Source organism: Halogeometricum sp. S3BR5-2 (assembly GCF_031624635.1).
Lineage (GTDB): Archaea > Halobacteriota > Halobacteria > Halobacteriales > Haloferacaceae > Halogeometricum > Halogeometricum luteum.
The window spans coordinates 82590-97523 of record NZ_JAMQOQ010000006.1 but is presented as its reverse complement, the minus strand read 5'-3'; the positions used below and the strand labels follow the sequence as shown (position 1 = coordinate 97523).

Genomic DNA, 14934 nt, shown 5'->3' with positions numbered 1-14934 from the left:
GAATTGCGCAATTCTCACAAGTCTTATTCCGTTCGGAGACGAATCGTGGGGACGAACGATGTACGCGAAGATCACCGCTCGCGAACTCGCGGACGCAATCGACCGAGGGGAAGCGGGGACGATACTCGACACGCGCCCGGCGGACAGTTACGAGGCGTGGCGCGTCCCCGGCGCGGTGAACGTCCCGTTCGGACTGAACGAGACGCTCGACGACGAGCGGAAGTCCGAGATAGACGGCCTCACCGACGGCGGACCGATAACCGTCATCTGCGGGAAGGCCGCCACCTCGGCGGCGCTCGCCGCCGAACTCGACGCGGCCGGCTACGAGGACGTGCGGGTCGTCAAGGGCGGGATGCGAGACTGGAACGGCCTGTACGAACGCGCCGACGTGGCCGTCGGCAACGGTGCCGAGAACGCCGACGTCGACGTGGTCCAGTTCCAGCGGCGCGGCAAGGGCTGTCTGAGCTACCTCGTCGGGTCGGACGGCGAGGCGGCCGTCGTCGACCCGACGCGGCACGTCGAGCAGTACGTCGTCGCCGCCGCGGAACGGGGGTGGGAGATAACGCGCGTCCTCGACACGCACGTGCACGCCGACCACATCTCCGGCGGGCGCGAACTCGCCGACCGGTTGGACGTGCCGTACCACCTCGGCGCCCGCGCGGCGGACCGCGACCTGGCGTTCGACTTCGACGCCGTCGAGGAGGGCGACGCCCTCCCCGTCGGCGGCGTCGACCTGACGGTCCTCGCGGCGCCCGGCCACACCTCGGAGATGGTCGCCTACCGCGTCGGCGACAGGGCGGTGCTCACGGGCGACGCCCTGTTCCTCGATTCCGTCGGTCGGACCGAACTGGAGTTCGGCGAGGAGGGGGCCGAGGAGGGCGCGCGGATGGCGTACGACACGCTCCACGATACGCTGTTGGACCTGCCCGAGGACCTGACGGTCTTGCCGGGTCACGTTACCGTCGAGAGCGACGGGGAGTACGCCAACGGGTCGCCCGGGGAACCGGTCGCCGCGTCGCTCGGCGAGGTGGCGTCGCGCCTCGACCTCCTCGGACTCGACCGCGAGGCGTTCGTCGAGCGCATGGTCGAGAACGTCCCGGAGAAACCCGCGAACTACGAGACGGTCATCGCCATCAACACCGGTCGCGAGGGGTACGAGAACGACCGGAAAGCGACGGAGCTGGAGACCGGCGCGAACAACTGCGCGGCTTAGCTGGCCGAACTCAGGTCTCGAACACGCGCACCTGGAACGGCGCCAGCGACATCGTCGCCTCGCCCGCCTCGGGGTCGAACTCGGGGGCCGACCCGCGGATGGACGCGCCGCGTTCGGTCGCGTCGTCCCACTCCCACGGCAGTTCGTACCCGTCGAACTCCTGCGGGCCGAGGTTGGCGACGACGACCACCTGCCCCTCGCCGCCGAGTTCGCGGCCGGCGGTCCGGCAGTAGGCGAACACGCGGGACGCGTCCGGGTCGTCGAACTCGTGGTGGGTGTAGAAGAGGTCGGTCTCCTCCCGTTGGAGCGCCTCGGTCGAGGTCCGCAGGTGGATGAGGTCGCGGACGGCCGACAGCAGGTCGTCGTGTCCGGGGTACTCCCGGCGGTGCCACCGGATGGGGTCCTCCATCTGGCGCTGCCAGTGGCCGTAGTCGAGGTCGTGTATCTCCCCGAACTCCTCGCCCGCGAGGAACATCGGTACGCCGACGGACGTGAGGAGGAGCGCGAACGACCCGCGAACCCGGTCGAGCGCCTCCGTGTGAGCGTCCATCCGCACGCTCGGTCCGGCGGTGGCGACGTCGTCGAGGAGGTACCGGACGTTCTCGACGGAGCCGTCTCCCAACCCCTCGGATTCGATGAGGTCGCCGAAGAAGAGGTTCATCAACCGCCGCTCGTGCGGTTCGCCGATGTCGTGCGAGGTGAGGTAGTTGACCGCCTTCGAGAGGTCGCCGAACCCGTCCTCGAACGCCCGTTCGCGGTCGTCCCACGTCCGGTCGCCCGTCACGAGGGCGCGGACGCGGTCGGTCCGCGTCGCCTCCTCGGGTTCGCTCTCCACGTCGTCGCGGAGGAACCGGCGGGCCTCGTCACGGTAGTCGAAGTTCCACATCCCGTCGACCACGTCCCGGTCGTCGGGGTTGGCCTCGTCGTCGCGGACGATTTCGGTCCGACCCCACGAGTCCTCCGCGACCACGAAGAACGGGCGGTCCGGAAACGCCTCCTCGTGGACCGCCCGCGCCCGGTCGCGGAACTTCTGGACGAACGCGCGGTGGTCCATCCCCTTGAACTCGTCAATCCGGAAGCCGTCGACGTGGTACTCCTCGATCCAGAAGGCGGCCATCCGGTGGCAGAACTCCCGCGCGGGGTGGTAGCCGTCGACGGACGCCTCGAAGTCGAACCGGCGGCCGCCCCACTGGGGCCGGTCGGGTTTCTCCTCGGGGTCGAGGAAGAATCGGTCGCCGGCCAGCGTCACCAGGGGCGTCTCGGTGGCGTGGTTCATCACCACGTCCATCAGCACGCGGATGCCGCGCCGGTGGCACTCCTTTATCAGGAACTTGGCGTCGACGGGACCGCCGAAGTCGAGGTCGGGCGCGAAGAAGAAGCGCGTCCCGTACCCCCAGTTGATGCTGACGGGGGCGTCCTGTATCGGCAGCAGTTCGATGGCGTTGACGCCGAGGTCCGCGAGTCGGTCGAGGTGGTCGGTCAGGAGCGTCTGGAAGTCGCCGTCGGGCACGTCCCGCCGGTGCTCCCCGGAGGCCGACGCCGCCCACCGGAGCGGCAGTTCGTAGACGACCAGTTCCTCGTTCGCCGGTAGCGAGCGCTCCTCGCTCTCCTCGCCGTCCGGCGGGGTCAGTTCGTCCTCCCAGGAGAACGGCGGCCGGAACCGCTCGCCGTCCCGGATGCGGAACGCGCCGCGGTGTCCGCGGAAGCGGGTTATCTCCTCGGCGAACGGGTCCGCCGCGACGACCGGTTCGTCCTCGCCGTCGCGGTGGACGACGAACTCGTACTCGTAGCGCCCGTCCGGGAGGTCGAGGTCGGCGAGGTCGATTCGGTACCACTCGTCCGCGTCGGGGTCGGCCGAGAGCGCCTCGCGCCGCCACTCGCCGGGGTCGAACCGGTCGCGCGCGAGTATCGGGGCGAACCGCATCTCGACCCGCTCGGCGTCCAGCGCCGGCACACGGAGGACGCTTCCCTCTCGAACGTCGGGAAATCCACTGCTCATGTAATCAGTCACTCCCGACTACCCGGAAACGAGGAAAAAGCGTGCCGGCCGATTTCCTCGCCGTAGACGCGCTGACGCCGCATCTGACACGTTCTTTCGGGTCAAACGTCTCGTTGAGCGGCCTAAACTAACAGTTAAGGATTGTGTCCGTTCGGATATGTAACCAGTAACTAACCGGTCATGTCATCGCGGTTAGGGCAGCGGTAACCGGGCCGGGTCGACCCGCGCGGTTCCCGAACCAACCCAACCCATGTCCAACGAACCCTACCACGCGTCCGCCCCCGCGGACGGCGTCGACCGCCTGCGTCGCACGGTGTCGGAACGCTACCGACAACTGAAAGACCTCCTCGTCTACGGCTCCCTCTACCTCGTCGTCGTCGCGGTGGCGGAGGTGCTGACCGCGATGGTCGCGCTCTCGCTTCCCCTGTCTCTCGCACCGGTCGTCGTCGGCCTCGTCACGTTCGCCGTCTACGTGGGCGACCGAATCGCCGACGCGGACACCGACGAACTGTCGAACCCCGAGCAGTCGGCGTTCGTGCGCCGACACGGACGGACGCTCTCGACGCTCTCGGCGGCGGCGTACGGCCTCGCGCTGGCGCTCTCGCTGACGGGCGGACCGCTCGCCCTCGCCATCGCCGTCCTTCCCGGCGCGTTCTGGGTGCTGTACGCCTCCGATTGGCTCCCCTCCGCGGGCGCCCGTCTCACCCGACTGAAGGACGTCCTCCTCGTCAACTCCGCCGTCGTCGCCGGGGCGTGGGCCGTCGCGCTTCTCGGCCTCCCCCTCGCCTTCGCCGACGCGGCGCTCACCCCGACGGTCGCCGTCGTGTTCGTCTACTTCTTCGTCGACACGTTCGTCAACACGGAGATTCCGAACGTCGGCGACAGGCACGCCGACGCGGCCATCGGCGTCTCGACGCTCCCGGTGGTGTTCGGCGTCGTCCGCACCCGGCGAATCCTCTACGTCGTCGTGGCGTCGCTGGGCGCGTTCGTCGCGTGGGCGTTCTCCGAGGGACTGCTCTCCGGCCCCCTCGCCGGCGGCGTCCTCGCGGGTCTGGCGTACACACTCGTCGTCACCGCGTTCGTCGGCCGCACGGAGAACTACGGGCGCCTCGCCATCGCCGGCGAACTGAAGGCGCTCGTCGTCCTGACCGTCGCCGTCGCCCTCGCCGTCTGAGTCCCGGCGGAACTGTCGGCGGACAGCCATTTTAGATCGTTCGCGTGAATTTCCCTCCTCGCCGGATACTTCATATGGCCTGAACGGGATGTGTGCGGTATCGAGTTCCCGTGAACCCGCTCGTCCCCCTCCTGTTCGTCTCCGTGGCCGTCGGCGCAGCGGCGGCGGTGCTCGCGTGGCGAGAGCGACCGGAACCGGGTGCGACGCCGCTCGCCGGACTGCTGCTCGGCCAGTGCGTCTGGTCGGTGTCGATAGTGTTCCAACTCCAGGCGACCGACATCGCCTCGAAACTGTTCTGGTCGCGCTTCAGTTGGGTCGGCGTCGTCGTCATCCCCGTCGCGTGGCTCCTGTTCGCCCTGGAGTACACCGGCCGCGACCAGTTCGCCCGTCCCCGCTACGTCGTCCTCCTCTCTCTCGTCCCCGCCGCCACCGTCCTCCTGGCCGCCACCGGCGGCGTCCACGACCTGCTGTACGCGCGCGTGTACACCACCGCTTCCGGCGCCGTTGAGATTCGAGAAGGGGGGGTCTGGTACTGGTTCATCGCGGGGTACACCTACCTCCTGGGGCTCTCCGGCGTCATCCTGCTCGTCGACCTCCTCGCCAGCGAGGCGGTCACGTTCCGCACACAGGGGTTCGCCCTCGTGGTCGGTCTGCTCGCCCCGTGGGTCACCAACGCCCTCTTCATCGTCGGAGTCCTCCCCGTCGGCGCCGTCGACCCGACGCCCGTCGCGTTCTCGCTGTCCGGCGTCATCTACCTCGGCGCGCTCACCCGGTTCCGCCTGCTCGGGACGAGTCCGGCCCCGAAGAAGCGCGCCCGCCAGTTCCTCTTCGACCGGATGCAGGCGGGGGCCGTCGTCGTCGACATCAACGACCACGTCGTCGACATCAACGACAGCGGCATCGAAATCCTCGGCGTGGACGCCTGCGAGGCGCTCGGCTCCCCCGCGGAAACCGTCATCCCCGAGTACGAGCGCTTCCCCGAGGAGGGGGCGCTCTCCGGACACCTCACCGTCGGCGACGCGGCCGGCGGCCACCCGTACGACGTGACGGTGACGCGCATCACCAACGTCCGTGGCGTCCCCATCGGCCGGGTCGTCACGTTCCACGACGTCGGCAAACACCTGCGCCAACAGCAGCGACTCGAAGTGCTGAACCGCATTCTTCGCCACAACATCCGCACGGAGACGAACGTCATCCACGGCTACGTCGACCGCTTCGCCGACGACGGGGACGCCCGCGTGGTCAAGCGCCGGGCGCTCCGGATCGAGGAGATCAGTCGGAAGGGACGGGAGGCCATCGAACTGTTCGACGAGGGGCGCGAGGACGGCGAACCGAAACCGCTCGCCGACCTGCTCGAACGCTGCGTCGACGGCGTCCGCGAGTCCCATCCCGACGCCGTCGTCGACTGCGACACGCCCGACGGGGACGTCGTCGTCGCCGGACTGCTCAAGTCCGTCTTCTCGAACGTCCTCGCTAACGCCGTCGAGCACAACCCCCGCGACCGCCCGCACGTGTGGGTGACGACCCGTATCGAGGGCGACCGCGTCCTCGTTTCGGTCGCGGACGACGGTCCAGGCATCGACGACTACGAACTCCGGGTGCTCGAGGAGGGCACCGAGAGCGCACTGGTGCACGGGAGCGGCCTCGGACTCTGGATCGTCAAGTGGGGCGCCGAGATAGCGGGCGGGGAGGTCCGATTCGCCGAGAACGACCCGGACGGGTCGGTCGTCACCGTCGACGTCCCCCGTCTCGACCGGAGCGCCGACGGCCGGTCCGCCGGGGACGCGCCGCCGGAGGTGTGAACGGTTATGCCGTCCGGCGGAGATGCTCTACGGTATGCAACCGACCGCGCGGTCGTCCGGCCCCGCGCGGCGCCGCAGACGGGTCCGCGCCGCCGCCGAGGGCGTCCGCAGGCGCCCGCCGACGCCGTCCGCCCGGCAGAGTGACCCCGAACTGCTGGCGCTCTCGGCCGAACCCTACGCCGACGCCGACGAGGCGCACGACCGACTGCGGGCGCTCTGCGCGGCGTTCGAGGCGCGCGGGGACCGCCGGGCCGCGTTCCTCTCGGTGTACGTGCGGATGACCGGCGCCGTCGCGGAGCGCATCCGACGCGGAGCGTTCGAGGACCCCGAGTGGGTCCACGACTACCTCGTCGCCTTCGCGAACCTCTATCGAGTCGCCGTCCACGACTACGAGTCGGGGAACTTCGCGTCGCTGGCCGACCCGTGGCTGCTGGCGTTCGACGCCGCCGAACGCGGCGACTCGCTCGTCGTTCAGGACGCGGCGCTCGGCGTGAACGCCCACATCAACTACGACCTCTCGCTGGCCGTGGCCGCCGTCGACGTCGACCCCGACCGGGCGATCAAGCGCGCCGACCACCGCGCCGTCACCGACGTCATCCGCGACGTCGTCGACGCGACGCAGGACGCCCTGGCGGCGCGGGACGCCGCCGGACTCCGGGCGCTCGACGAGTCGCTCGGACCGTTCGACGAGCGGTTTCTCGTCTTCACCGTCGACGAGTGCCGCGACAGCGCGTGGCGGACGGCCGTCGCGCTCCGGTCGCGTTCGCGCCTGCGGCGGCGACTGGCGCGCTGGACGAACGCCGTCACTTCGACGGGCGCCGCGCATCTCATCCTCTCCTCGCGGGCGAACGACCGGGTCCACGAGTCGCTGCGGGCGCTCGAACGCGCCGCCGAGGAGGAGCGCTGACCCCCCGCCGCGTTCGGGTCCCCGCGACGGTGTGGTACTGGTGCTCTCGGCGGCCGGTGGCCGAGCCGTTGATATGAGTGCGGTGTTATGGACCGATACTTGAATGTCTGGTTCGGACTCATCCACCCCGTCCCATCCGAGTGCGAAGGAGGCCGGCGAATCCCTCTACGAAGGAACGCTTGACGTGTTGATGCGAGGTATCGGTATCATCATTCCGTTCATCGTCACGCTGTACATCCTCAACGTCGCCCTCGAGTTCGTCACGAACGCTCTCCGTCCGGTCATCGACCTGCTGCAGTGGCTCGGCGTCATCTCGTTCGTCAAGAGCGCCGGGTTCATCCAGTTGCTCATCGAACTGGAGATATACTCGGTAGTCATCGACTTCTTCACGGAACTGGTCGCGATTCTGGTTCTCCTCGGCGTCATCGTCCTCGTCGGCTCCGTCGGTCGGAACCGCTACGGCGAACGCGTCATCAGTTTCGTCGACCTCGCCATCTCCTCTATCCCCGGTCTCGGAACCGTCTACAAGAGTTTCCGGCGGATGGGCGACGTGATGCTCGACCAGGAGGCGGAGAACTTCCAAGAGATAAAACTCGTCCAACTGCTCGGCGACGACGTCTACGTCATCGGCTTCGAGACGGCCCAGTCGCCGACGACGGTCGAGGAGACGACGGGTCACGACGAGATGGTGACGATGTTCGTCCCCCTCGCACCGAACCCCGTCACCGGCGGCTTCCTCACGCACGTCCCGCGAAGTCAGGTGTACGACGTGGACATGACCATCGAGGAGGGCGTCCGGAGCATCCTCACGAGCGGCGTCGCCACCGGCGACAACAGCCAGCAGAAGACCGAACTGACGATGGGCGACTTAGATAAGATCACCGACATCGACAACCTCCAGAACGCCATCGCGCGCGACGAGGAGGATACCGAGCGCGAGAACGAGAGCGAAGATACAACCGGAGACGAACCCCGTCGAGACGGTACCGACTCGAACGGTTCGTAACTCTGCGGAGTTCTTTTCCACCGACGCACTTTGTGTGCCGAGTGGCAACTCAAACCACGGGGGTACTCGGCATCGTTCGGGACGTGCTCTTCCCGGGCACCCGAGTCGTCGGGTTCGAACGGGAGGTTACGACGACTCGCCCGTCGGGTCGGACGCCGGGCGCGCGTACCGCAACGCCCACAGCATCAGGACGCCCTGTAGCGGGAGCCGAACCCACGCCGCGACGCGGGCGACCCCCCGGAAGCGGTCGGGAACCACGTCGCCCAGCGTGTCGTTCGTCGCCATGTAGACGTTCGCCGGAAAGACGGCGAACAACAGGGCCACGAGACCCCACGCCGACGGGCGGCGCGTCCGTCGGAAGAGGACGCCGACGCCGAGAACCACCTCCGCGACGCCGGAGACGTAGACGAGGGCGCGCCGCCGGGGGAACTGCGGCGGGACGATTCGCTCGTACGTCTCCGGGACGACGAAGTGCATCACGCCGGCGAACGCGTAGAAGGCGCTCATCAGGTACAACAGCGGCCGCTCGATCCGAGAGGACGTGGACATTCGTCCGGGGGTCGGAGCCGCGGGTGAAGAGTGTTGTTCTCGCGGTGGTGACTCGGGAGGAGTCGCACGCTCGCCGCGTCCGCTTCGCTCGTTCGCGTCGTCGCCTCCCGGATTCGTATCTCGCTCGTTCACTGCGTTCGCGGCGACGGGGACAGCTCGGCCAGCTCTCAAGTGCAGATCGCGTAGAATCGTGATGTCGCCCCGGATTTGAACCTCACTCGCTCCTTTCAGTCGCTCGCTGGTTCAGAATCCGCTCGGGGAACATTTTCACTGCTCACGACTCGGTCGCTCCGCTCCCTCGGTAGTTCGCAGGAAAATGCCGCCTCCCGGATTTGAACCGGGGACAGCTCGATCTTCAGTCGAGTGCTCTCCCAGTCTGAGCTAAGGCGGCGCGTTTCGAGAGAGGCCGATGATTCAAAAAAGCGTTTCGATGTGCTACCGCCGCGCCCTACGCGACTTTTCGACGTTCGGTGAACGTCTCGCTCCCGCCGTTCCAAGTCACCGTCGTGACCGCGGCCACCGTCCCGCCGTTCCGCTGGATTCGGTAGGCGTCGAGCGGTCCCACTCGCACGCGCTTCGTCACCGTCTTCGACTCGCCGGGTTCCAGCGCCCGGGCGGCGTCGTTCCCCTGCCAGACGACGCTGTTTCCGGCTTTCAGACGCGAGTTGACGCGCACGTTCCGCACCGGGTCGTCTCCGATATTGGTCACCCGGACGGTCACGTCCCGGCAGGCGATTCCGCAGTTCGACGTCCGGACGAGGTCGAAGTCGAACTGCTGTTCGCTCCCCTTCGCCGCCGCGGCGTTCGTACCGCCCGGCTGTCGGGGGGCCTGCTGTGCCGCGAGCGTGGAGGCGTCACTCGACGGGGCGGGAGACGCCGCCGCCACGGACGCGACGCCGCCGACGCCCGACGCGACGAGGAGAAGCGCGATTCCGAGGGCGAGTGATCGGTGCATACGCATCCGGCTACGACCCCGCGACGGGTGTAGTTGTCGGCTGTGTGTCAGAAACGGCGAATGTAGCGCGTCTCCGTAAGTCGCGTCGCTCGTGGATTCTGATCGGCTCGGGCGGAGTCGAACCTCGGTCGCTCCGTTCGCTTCGCTCACTTCGTTCCCTGATTCGACTCGCCCTCGATATACGGATTTGTGACTCACCGTTCGATTCGTCACAAAATCCAATGGGCTCGGGCGGAGTCGAACTATCCTCGTTCCGCTCACTTCGTTCGCTCCACTCCCGAGTTCGACTCCACGTCGCCCATTTCGACTCCACGGACGACTCGCTTCGCTCGTCGCTGCGTGTCGTCAGAAATGGGCTCGGGCGGAGTCGAACCACCGATCTCTTCCTTGTAAGGGAAGCGTCATAACCACTAGACCACGAGCCCGCAACACGAACGAATCCGCACACGCGGATAACCGTTTCCAATCGCCGCGCGCGGGGGAACCGTTAGGTCGGCCGCGTCCGTTCCTCCGGTATGGTCTCGCGGTACTCGCTCGGGTCGGCCGTCCTCGTCGTCCTCGTCCTCGTCTCGGCGGGCGCACTCGCCGTCGCCTCGAATCCGACGCTGCTCCCCGGCGACGGCGGCGACTACAACCGAACCTCCGTCTCCGTCGTCTCCGACGGCGAGGTCCTGACCGAAGTCGACGTGCGCGTCGCCGACACCTACGAGAAGCGTTACACGGGTCTCAGCGACACCGAATCGCTCGGACCCGACGAGGGGATGCTGTTCGTCCACGACTCCGAGGGCGAACACGCCTACGTGATGCGGGAGATGGCCTTCCCGCTCGACATCGTCTTTATCGACGCCAACGGAACTATCACGCGGATACACCACGCCGAACTCCCGCCCGAGGGCTCCGAGGGCGACCTGACGCGCTACCGCGGCACCGGGAAGTACGTGCTCGAAGTGCCGTACGGCTACACCAACGAGACGGGCGTCAGCGCGGGCGACACGGTCAGAATCGACGGTTACTGACGTCCGACCGCATCGCTCCGACCGTACTCCCGCCCGACCATCGCCCGGAAGCGAAACACCGAGGGCCGAGGAGGGACCAGTCTACGTATGAGTGACGCCGCAGACGCCGCCGCACTGGCCGACTTGGAGGGGTGGCGCGCCGAGGGGTTCGCCGCCCGCGTCCACTACCGCGGCGCCGACGACCGATACAGCATCGAGTACTACGAACCCTCCGCGTGCGTCCTCTACTGGAAGGTGAAAGGCGACGGCGAGACGGCGGTTCCCGTCGGCCGGGAGACGGTTCCCGACCCCCTCCGCGCCCGCGTCAGAGAGGACCTCTCCGAGGCCGGTATCGACCCCGAGGTGGAGTCGCGGCAGCTTTGAGGTGCGAAGCGTGGTCCGGGGTCCGAGTACGAGTCGACATCCGGCCCCGTCGGACCCTCCGGGACGCGCCGGATTCCGGAGTGTTTCGGTTCGTAACGAACGCTTTAGTGCGACCGTCCCCTGAGAACTCCAATGGCTCCTCCTGTAGACGAAGACGACCCCTTCGAGGACCAACGGGCGAACGTCGACAACCCGATGGGGCGGCTGTTCGCCGAGTACGGGCGGGAGAACTCGTTCGCGTTCGTCGTCGGTCTGCTCTCCAGCGTCCTCGCCCGCCTCCTCGACCTCATCCCGCCGGTGTTGCTCACCGTCGCCGTCGACGCCATCTTCCTCGACGAGCGGGCGTTCGACCTCTGGCTCGTCCCCGACGCGTGGATTCCGAGCACGCAGACGGGACAGCTCTACCTCTCGACGGCGCTCATCGCCGGCGCCTTCTTCGGCGGCGCGGCGTTCCACTGGTCCCGCAACTGGGGCTGGAACTCCTTCTCTCAGCACATCCAACACGCCGTTCGGACCGATACCTACGACAAGATGCAGCGGCTCAACATGGACTTCTTCGCCGACAAGCAGACCGGCGAGATGATGTCCATCCTCTCGAACGACGTCAACCGGTTGGAGCGATTCCTCAACGACGGGATGAACTCCGCGTTCCGCCTCGGCGTGATGGTCGTCGGCATCGCCGCCATCCTCCTCTACTGGAACTGGCAGTTGGCCGTCGTCACCCTGCTGGTCGTCCCCCTCATCGGCTACTTCACCTACCGGTTCATCCAGACCATCCAGCCGAAGTACGCCGACGTCCGCTCGTCGGTCGGCCGCGTCAACTCCCGACTGGAGAACAACCTCGGCGGCATCCAGGTCATCAAAACCTCGAACACCGAGAGCTTCGAGTCAGACCGCGTCGAGGACGTCTCGGGCGACTACTTCGACGCCAACTGGGACGCCATCGGCACGCGCATCAAGTTCTTCCCGGCCCTCCGCGTCATGGCGGGTGCCGGCTTCGTACTCACCTTCCTCGTCGGCGGCGTCTGGGTGCTCACCTACCAGGCGACCGAGTCCGCGCCGCTCTTCTTCAGCGGGGCGCTCACCCCCGGCGAGTTCGTCGGCTTCATCATCTTCACCCAGCGGTTCATCTGGCCGATGGCCCAATTCGGTCAAATTATTAACATGTATCAGCGGGCGAAGGCCTCCAGCGCCCGCATCTTCGGGCTGATGGACGAACCCTCCCGCATCACCGAGGACCCGAACGCCGACGAACTCGCCGTCGGCGAGGGCGGTGTCGTCTACGACGACGTGACGTTCGGCTACGACGAGGGCGAGACCATCGTCGAGGACGTCTCCTTCGAGGTCGGCGGCGGCGAGACGCTCGCCCTCGTGGGTCCAACGGGCGCCGGGAAGTCGACGGTCCTCAAGTTGCTCCTCCGGATGTACGACGTGGACGAGGGCGCCATCGAAATCGACGGCACCGACGTCCGCGACGTGACCATTCCGAGCCTCCGGCGGGCCATCGGCTACGTGAGTCAGGACACGTTCATGTTCTACGGCACCGTCGCCGAGAACATCAAGTACGGGTCGTTCGGCGCCGACGACGAGGAAGTCGTCGAGGCCGCGAAGGCCGCCGAGGCCCACGGCTTCATCTCGAACCTCCCCGAGGGCTACGACACCGAAATCGGCGAGCGCGGCGTGAAGCTCTCGGGCGGGCAGCGCCAGCGACTCTCCATCGCCCGCGCCATCCTCAAAGACCCCGAAATCCTCGTCCTCGACGAGGCCACCTCCGACGTCGACACGGAGACGGAGATGCTCATCCAGCGCTCCTTGGACCGCCTCACGGAGGACCGGACGACGTTCAGCATCGCCCACCGTCTCTCGACCATCAAGGACGCCGACACCATCCTCGTCCTCGAGGACGGCCGGGTGGTCGAGCGCGGCGGACACGACGAACTGCTCGCCGAGGACGGCCTCTACGCGCACCTGTGGGGCGTGCAGGCCGGCGAGATAGACGAACTGCCGGAGGAGTTCGTCGAACGCGCCAGTCGCCGCGCCTCGCGGACGGCGGTGGAGTCCGAGTCCGGCGGCGACTGACAGCGAAAAGAGTCCGGGACCGCGCGAATCGGGCCGACCGCTCAGAACGAGTCGGTGTCTTCGTCGGGGGCGGTACCGGCGCCGCGTCCGCTGTGACCCTCGTCGGTGGCCTCTTCGCCGACCATCATCATCACCGTCTCGAACACTTCCTCGGCCGACTGGAACTCGTCGACGCCGACGCCTTCGAGGGCGTTCGAGAGGGTCTCCTCGCCGTCGTTGTACTCGACGGTCCAGTCGCCGTACTCCTCGGTCAGTTCCTCGGCGGTCGCGGGGTAGTCGTGATTCTCCAGTTCGTCGCCCAACTCGCCGAAGTCGACGCCTTGGCTTCGTTCGTCGCTCATACTTCCGCGTTCTCGGGCCCGCTTGAATGGTCTTTGGGCCGCCCCGTCTCTCGGTCTCACCTCGCATACGGGGTCGACTCCAAGGCTCCGCCGGTTACAAGCGACTCCGACGCGGACGGCGAAGCATGCGACTCACGGAGGCGACGTGGACGGACGTATCGGACCTCGCGGGCGAGACGGACATCGCCTACCTGCCGGTCGGCAGCACCGAACAACACGGCCCGCACGCGCCGCTCGGAACCGACGCGTTCACCGCCGAAGCCGTCGCCGAGGCGGGGGCGGAGGCGTACGACGGCGAGGTGGTCGTCGCGCCGACGCTCCCCGTCGGCGTCGCCGCCGAGCACCGGCAGTTCCCCGGGACGCTGTGGCTCTCGCCGGACACGTTCCGCGATACCGTCCGCGAGACGGCGACCAGCCTCGCCTCCCACGGCTTCGACCGCGTGGTCGTCGTCAACGGTCACGGCGGGAACGTCGACGCCCTGCGCGAGGTGACGGGGACGATAACGCGAGAGGACGACGCCTACGCCGTCGCGTTCACCTGGTTCGAGGCCGTCGGCGACTACGGCGCGGAGATGGGACACGGCGGCAAACTGGAGACGGCGCTGCTCCGACGGGTCGCGCCCGAACTGGTCCGCGAGGACCGCATCGAGGAGGCGCGCGACGGCGGGAGTCCGCGCTGGGGCGACTGGACCGCCGGGGTCAACCTGGCCCACGACTCCGCGGAGTTCACGGAGAACGGCGTCGTCGGGGACCCCTCGGCGGGGAGCGCCGAGGTGGGCGAGGAACTGCTCGAACTGGCGGCGTCGTCGCTGTCGCGACTCACCTCGGCCGTCGCCGAACGGGACGTCTCGCGACCCGAACGGCGCGAGTGATGCGAGCGAGGCCGCGCGTCCGCGCCCCCGGAGGGACGACTCCGGCGTCAGTCGTCCGCTTCGGCCTCGTCCGCCGACTCCTCGTCGGCGTCGACGTCAGCCTCCGCTTCCTCCTCTTCTTCTGCTTCTTCGTCGTCGGCGTCGGCTTCCTCTTCTTCCTCCTCCCCGGCGTCCGCCTCCGAGGCGTCCTCGGCCTCCTGCAACTGACTCCGCAGTTGCGGCATCGCGCTCGTGAGTTCGCCCACGAGTTCGCCCGTCTCGCGGACGGAGTCGAGCAGTTCCGTCATTGACTCTATCTCCTCTTCTAAGTCGTCGGCGTCCTCGAACGCCTCGGCTCGCTGGCCGATGATGAACGTCTTCTTGGCCTGTCGCAGGTGGTCGTCGGCGTCGCCCACGTCCAGCGAGGAGCGCAGGCCGTTGAGAACGCCGAGAACGTTGTCGGCCTCGGCGTCCCAGACGTCGTCGGCGGCGGGAAGCGCGCTTCGGGCGGCGTCGAGATGGTCTTCGACCTCCGCGCGCATCTCCTCAGCAGCCTCTCCGAACAGGTCGTCATCAGCGAGTGTGCTCTGGCTACTCATACCTCCGCTTCGCGTCCGAGCGGTTTAAATACACGCCCGAAAGTGAAAGTGAAATCCGGTTCGAGGGGGCGTCTCGACAC

The 14934-nt window shown here is 67.8% G+C and carries 14 protein-coding genes and 2 tRNA genes; 9 read left to right on the top strand and 7 right to left on the bottom strand.

The genetic code is table 11. The features are described from left to right. Window positions 1–58: 58 nt before the first annotated feature. On the top strand, window positions 59–1213 hold the full coding sequence (locus NDI79_RS19260; RefSeq protein WP_310930319.1) for an MBL fold metallo-hydrolase: 1155 nt from the start codon (window positions 59–61) through the stop codon (window positions 1211–1213). A 10-nt stretch (window positions 1214–1223) separates the two neighbouring features. On the opposite strand, the gene NDI79_RS19255 is transcribed toward NDI79_RS19260, so the two are convergent. Next, window positions 1224–3212, bottom strand: coding sequence for an alpha-amylase family glycosyl hydrolase (locus NDI79_RS19255; protein ID WP_310930318.1), 1989 nt, complete (start codon window positions 3210–3212; stop codon window positions 1224–1226). Between the two features lie 250 nt (window positions 3213–3462). Here NDI79_RS19255 and NDI79_RS19250 point away from each other — a divergent pair, with 250 nt between their 5' ends. The 4 genes from NDI79_RS19250 to NDI79_RS19235 all read left to right on the top strand — a co-directional run bounded on the left by NDI79_RS19250 (window position 3463) and on the right by NDI79_RS19235 (window position 8101). Further along, the gene (locus tag NDI79_RS19250) at window positions 3463–4386 is read left to right on the top strand and encodes a UbiA family prenyltransferase (protein WP_310930317.1); all 924 of its coding nucleotides are present in this window, start codon (window positions 3463–3465) and stop codon (window positions 4384–4386) included. A 110-nt stretch (window positions 4387–4496) separates the two neighbouring features. Next, the gene (locus tag NDI79_RS19245; protein ID WP_310930316.1) at window positions 4497–6188 is read left to right on the top strand and encodes a histidine kinase N-terminal 7TM domain-containing protein; all 1692 of its coding nucleotides are present in this window, start codon (window positions 4497–4499) and stop codon (window positions 6186–6188) included. A 34-nt stretch (window positions 6189–6222) separates the two neighbouring features. Next, window positions 6223–7095 carry a DUF5995 family protein gene (locus tag NDI79_RS19240; RefSeq protein ID WP_310930315.1) on the top strand — a complete coding sequence of 291 codons (873 nt, stop codon included), beginning with the start codon at window positions 6223–6225 and terminating at the stop codon, window positions 7093–7095. A 103-nt stretch (window positions 7096–7198) separates the two neighbouring features. Further along, window positions 7199–8101, top strand: coding sequence for a DUF502 domain-containing protein (locus NDI79_RS19235; RefSeq protein ID WP_425499635.1), 903 nt, complete (start codon window positions 7199–7201; stop codon window positions 8099–8101). Window positions 8102–8227: 126 nt separating this feature from the next. On the opposite strand, the gene NDI79_RS19230 is transcribed toward NDI79_RS19235, so the two are convergent. The 4 genes from NDI79_RS19230 to NDI79_RS19215 all read right to left on the bottom strand — a co-directional run bounded on the left by NDI79_RS19230 (window position 8228) and on the right by NDI79_RS19215 (window position 10030). Then, a complete protein-coding gene (locus NDI79_RS19230) occupies window positions 8228–8650 on the bottom strand; it encodes a DoxX family protein (protein WP_310930314.1) in 423 nt (140 codons plus the stop codon). A 317-nt stretch (window positions 8651–8967) separates the two neighbouring features. Continuing rightward, window positions 8968–9041, bottom strand: a tRNA-Phe gene (locus tag NDI79_RS19225). 57 nt (window positions 9042–9098) lie between these two features. Further along, on the bottom strand, window positions 9099–9605 hold the full coding sequence (locus NDI79_RS19220; protein WP_310930313.1) for a hypothetical protein: 507 nt from the start codon (window positions 9603–9605) through the stop codon (window positions 9099–9101). Between the two features lie 352 nt (window positions 9606–9957). Continuing rightward, window positions 9958–10030 (bottom strand) — tRNA-Val (locus NDI79_RS19215). A gap of 90 nt (window positions 10031–10120) precedes the next feature. On the opposite strand from NDI79_RS19215, the gene NDI79_RS19210 reads away from it, so the two are divergent. The 3 genes from NDI79_RS19210 to NDI79_RS19200 all read left to right on the top strand — a co-directional run bounded on the left by NDI79_RS19210 (window position 10121) and on the right by NDI79_RS19200 (window position 13063). Beyond that, window positions 10121–10621: a DUF192 domain-containing protein gene (locus tag NDI79_RS19210; protein ID WP_310930312.1), complete on the top strand. Its 501-nt coding sequence runs from the start codon at window positions 10121–10123 to the stop codon at window positions 10619–10621. 87 nt (window positions 10622–10708) lie between these two features. Continuing rightward, on the top strand, window positions 10709–10984 hold the full coding sequence (locus NDI79_RS19205; protein WP_310930310.1) for a DUF7538 family protein: 276 nt from the start codon (window positions 10709–10711) through the stop codon (window positions 10982–10984). Window positions 10985–11116: 132 nt separating this feature from the next. Next, window positions 11117–13063 (top strand): ABC transporter ATP-binding protein, encoded by a 1947-nt coding sequence (locus tag NDI79_RS19200; RefSeq protein ID WP_310930308.1) that lies wholly within the window; start codon window positions 11117–11119, stop codon window positions 13061–13063. A 41-nt stretch (window positions 13064–13104) separates the two neighbouring features. Here the strand turns inward: NDI79_RS19200 and NDI79_RS19195 are convergent, their stop codons facing one another. Then, on the bottom strand, window positions 13105–13404 hold the full coding sequence (locus NDI79_RS19195; RefSeq protein WP_310930307.1) for a DUF5789 family protein: 300 nt from the start codon (window positions 13402–13404) through the stop codon (window positions 13105–13107). Between the two features lie 125 nt (window positions 13405–13529). Between NDI79_RS19195 and NDI79_RS19190 the strand changes: the two genes are divergently transcribed. After that, window positions 13530–14276 (top strand): creatininase family protein, encoded by a 747-nt coding sequence (locus NDI79_RS19190; protein ID WP_310930306.1) that lies wholly within the window; start codon window positions 13530–13532, stop codon window positions 14274–14276. Window positions 14277–14323: 47 nt separating this feature from the next. On the opposite strand, the gene NDI79_RS19185 is transcribed toward NDI79_RS19190, so the two are convergent. After that, window positions 14324–14854 carry a DUF5790 family protein gene (locus tag NDI79_RS19185; protein ID WP_310930305.1) on the bottom strand — a complete coding sequence of 177 codons (531 nt, stop codon included), beginning with the start codon at window positions 14852–14854 and terminating at the stop codon, window positions 14324–14326. Between the last annotated feature and the right edge of the window lie 80 nt (window positions 14855–14934).

Coding starts and splice junctions, on each gene's coding strand:
- NDI79_RS19260 (WP_310930319.1), top strand. CDS start 59: ATGTACGCGAAGATCACCGCTCGCGAACTCGCGGACGCAATCGACCGA.
- NDI79_RS19255 (WP_310930318.1), bottom strand. CDS start 3,212: ATGAGCAGTGGATTTCCCGACGTTCGAGAGGGAAGCGTCCTCCGTGTG.
- NDI79_RS19250 (WP_310930317.1), top strand. CDS start 3,463: ATGTCCAACGAACCCTACCACGCGTCCGCCCCCGCGGACGGCGTCGAC.
- NDI79_RS19240 (WP_310930315.1), top strand. CDS start 6,223: ATGCAACCGACCGCGCGGTCGTCCGGCCCCGCGCGGCGCCGCAGACGG.
- NDI79_RS19235 (WP_425499635.1), top strand. CDS start 7,199: ATGTCTGGTTCGGACTCATCCACCCCGTCCCATCCGAGTGCGAAGGAG.
- NDI79_RS19230 (WP_310930314.1), bottom strand. CDS start 8,650: ATGTCCACGTCCTCTCGGATCGAGCGGCCGCTGTTGTACCTGATGAGC.
- NDI79_RS19220 (WP_310930313.1), bottom strand. CDS start 9,605: ATGCACCGATCACTCGCCCTCGGAATCGCGCTTCTCCTCGTCGCGTCG.
- NDI79_RS19210 (WP_310930312.1), top strand. CDS start 10,121: ATGGTCTCGCGGTACTCGCTCGGGTCGGCCGTCCTCGTCGTCCTCGTC.
- NDI79_RS19205 (WP_310930310.1), top strand. CDS start 10,709: ATGAGTGACGCCGCAGACGCCGCCGCACTGGCCGACTTGGAGGGGTGG.
- NDI79_RS19200 (WP_310930308.1), top strand. CDS start 11,117: ATGGCTCCTCCTGTAGACGAAGACGACCCCTTCGAGGACCAACGGGCG.
- NDI79_RS19195 (WP_310930307.1), bottom strand. CDS start 13,404: ATGAGCGACGAACGAAGCCAAGGCGTCGACTTCGGCGAGTTGGGCGAC.
- NDI79_RS19190 (WP_310930306.1), top strand. CDS start 13,530: ATGCGACTCACGGAGGCGACGTGGACGGACGTATCGGACCTCGCGGGC.
- NDI79_RS19185 (WP_310930305.1), bottom strand. CDS start 14,854: ATGAGTAGCCAGAGCACACTCGCTGATGACGACCTGTTCGGAGAGGCT.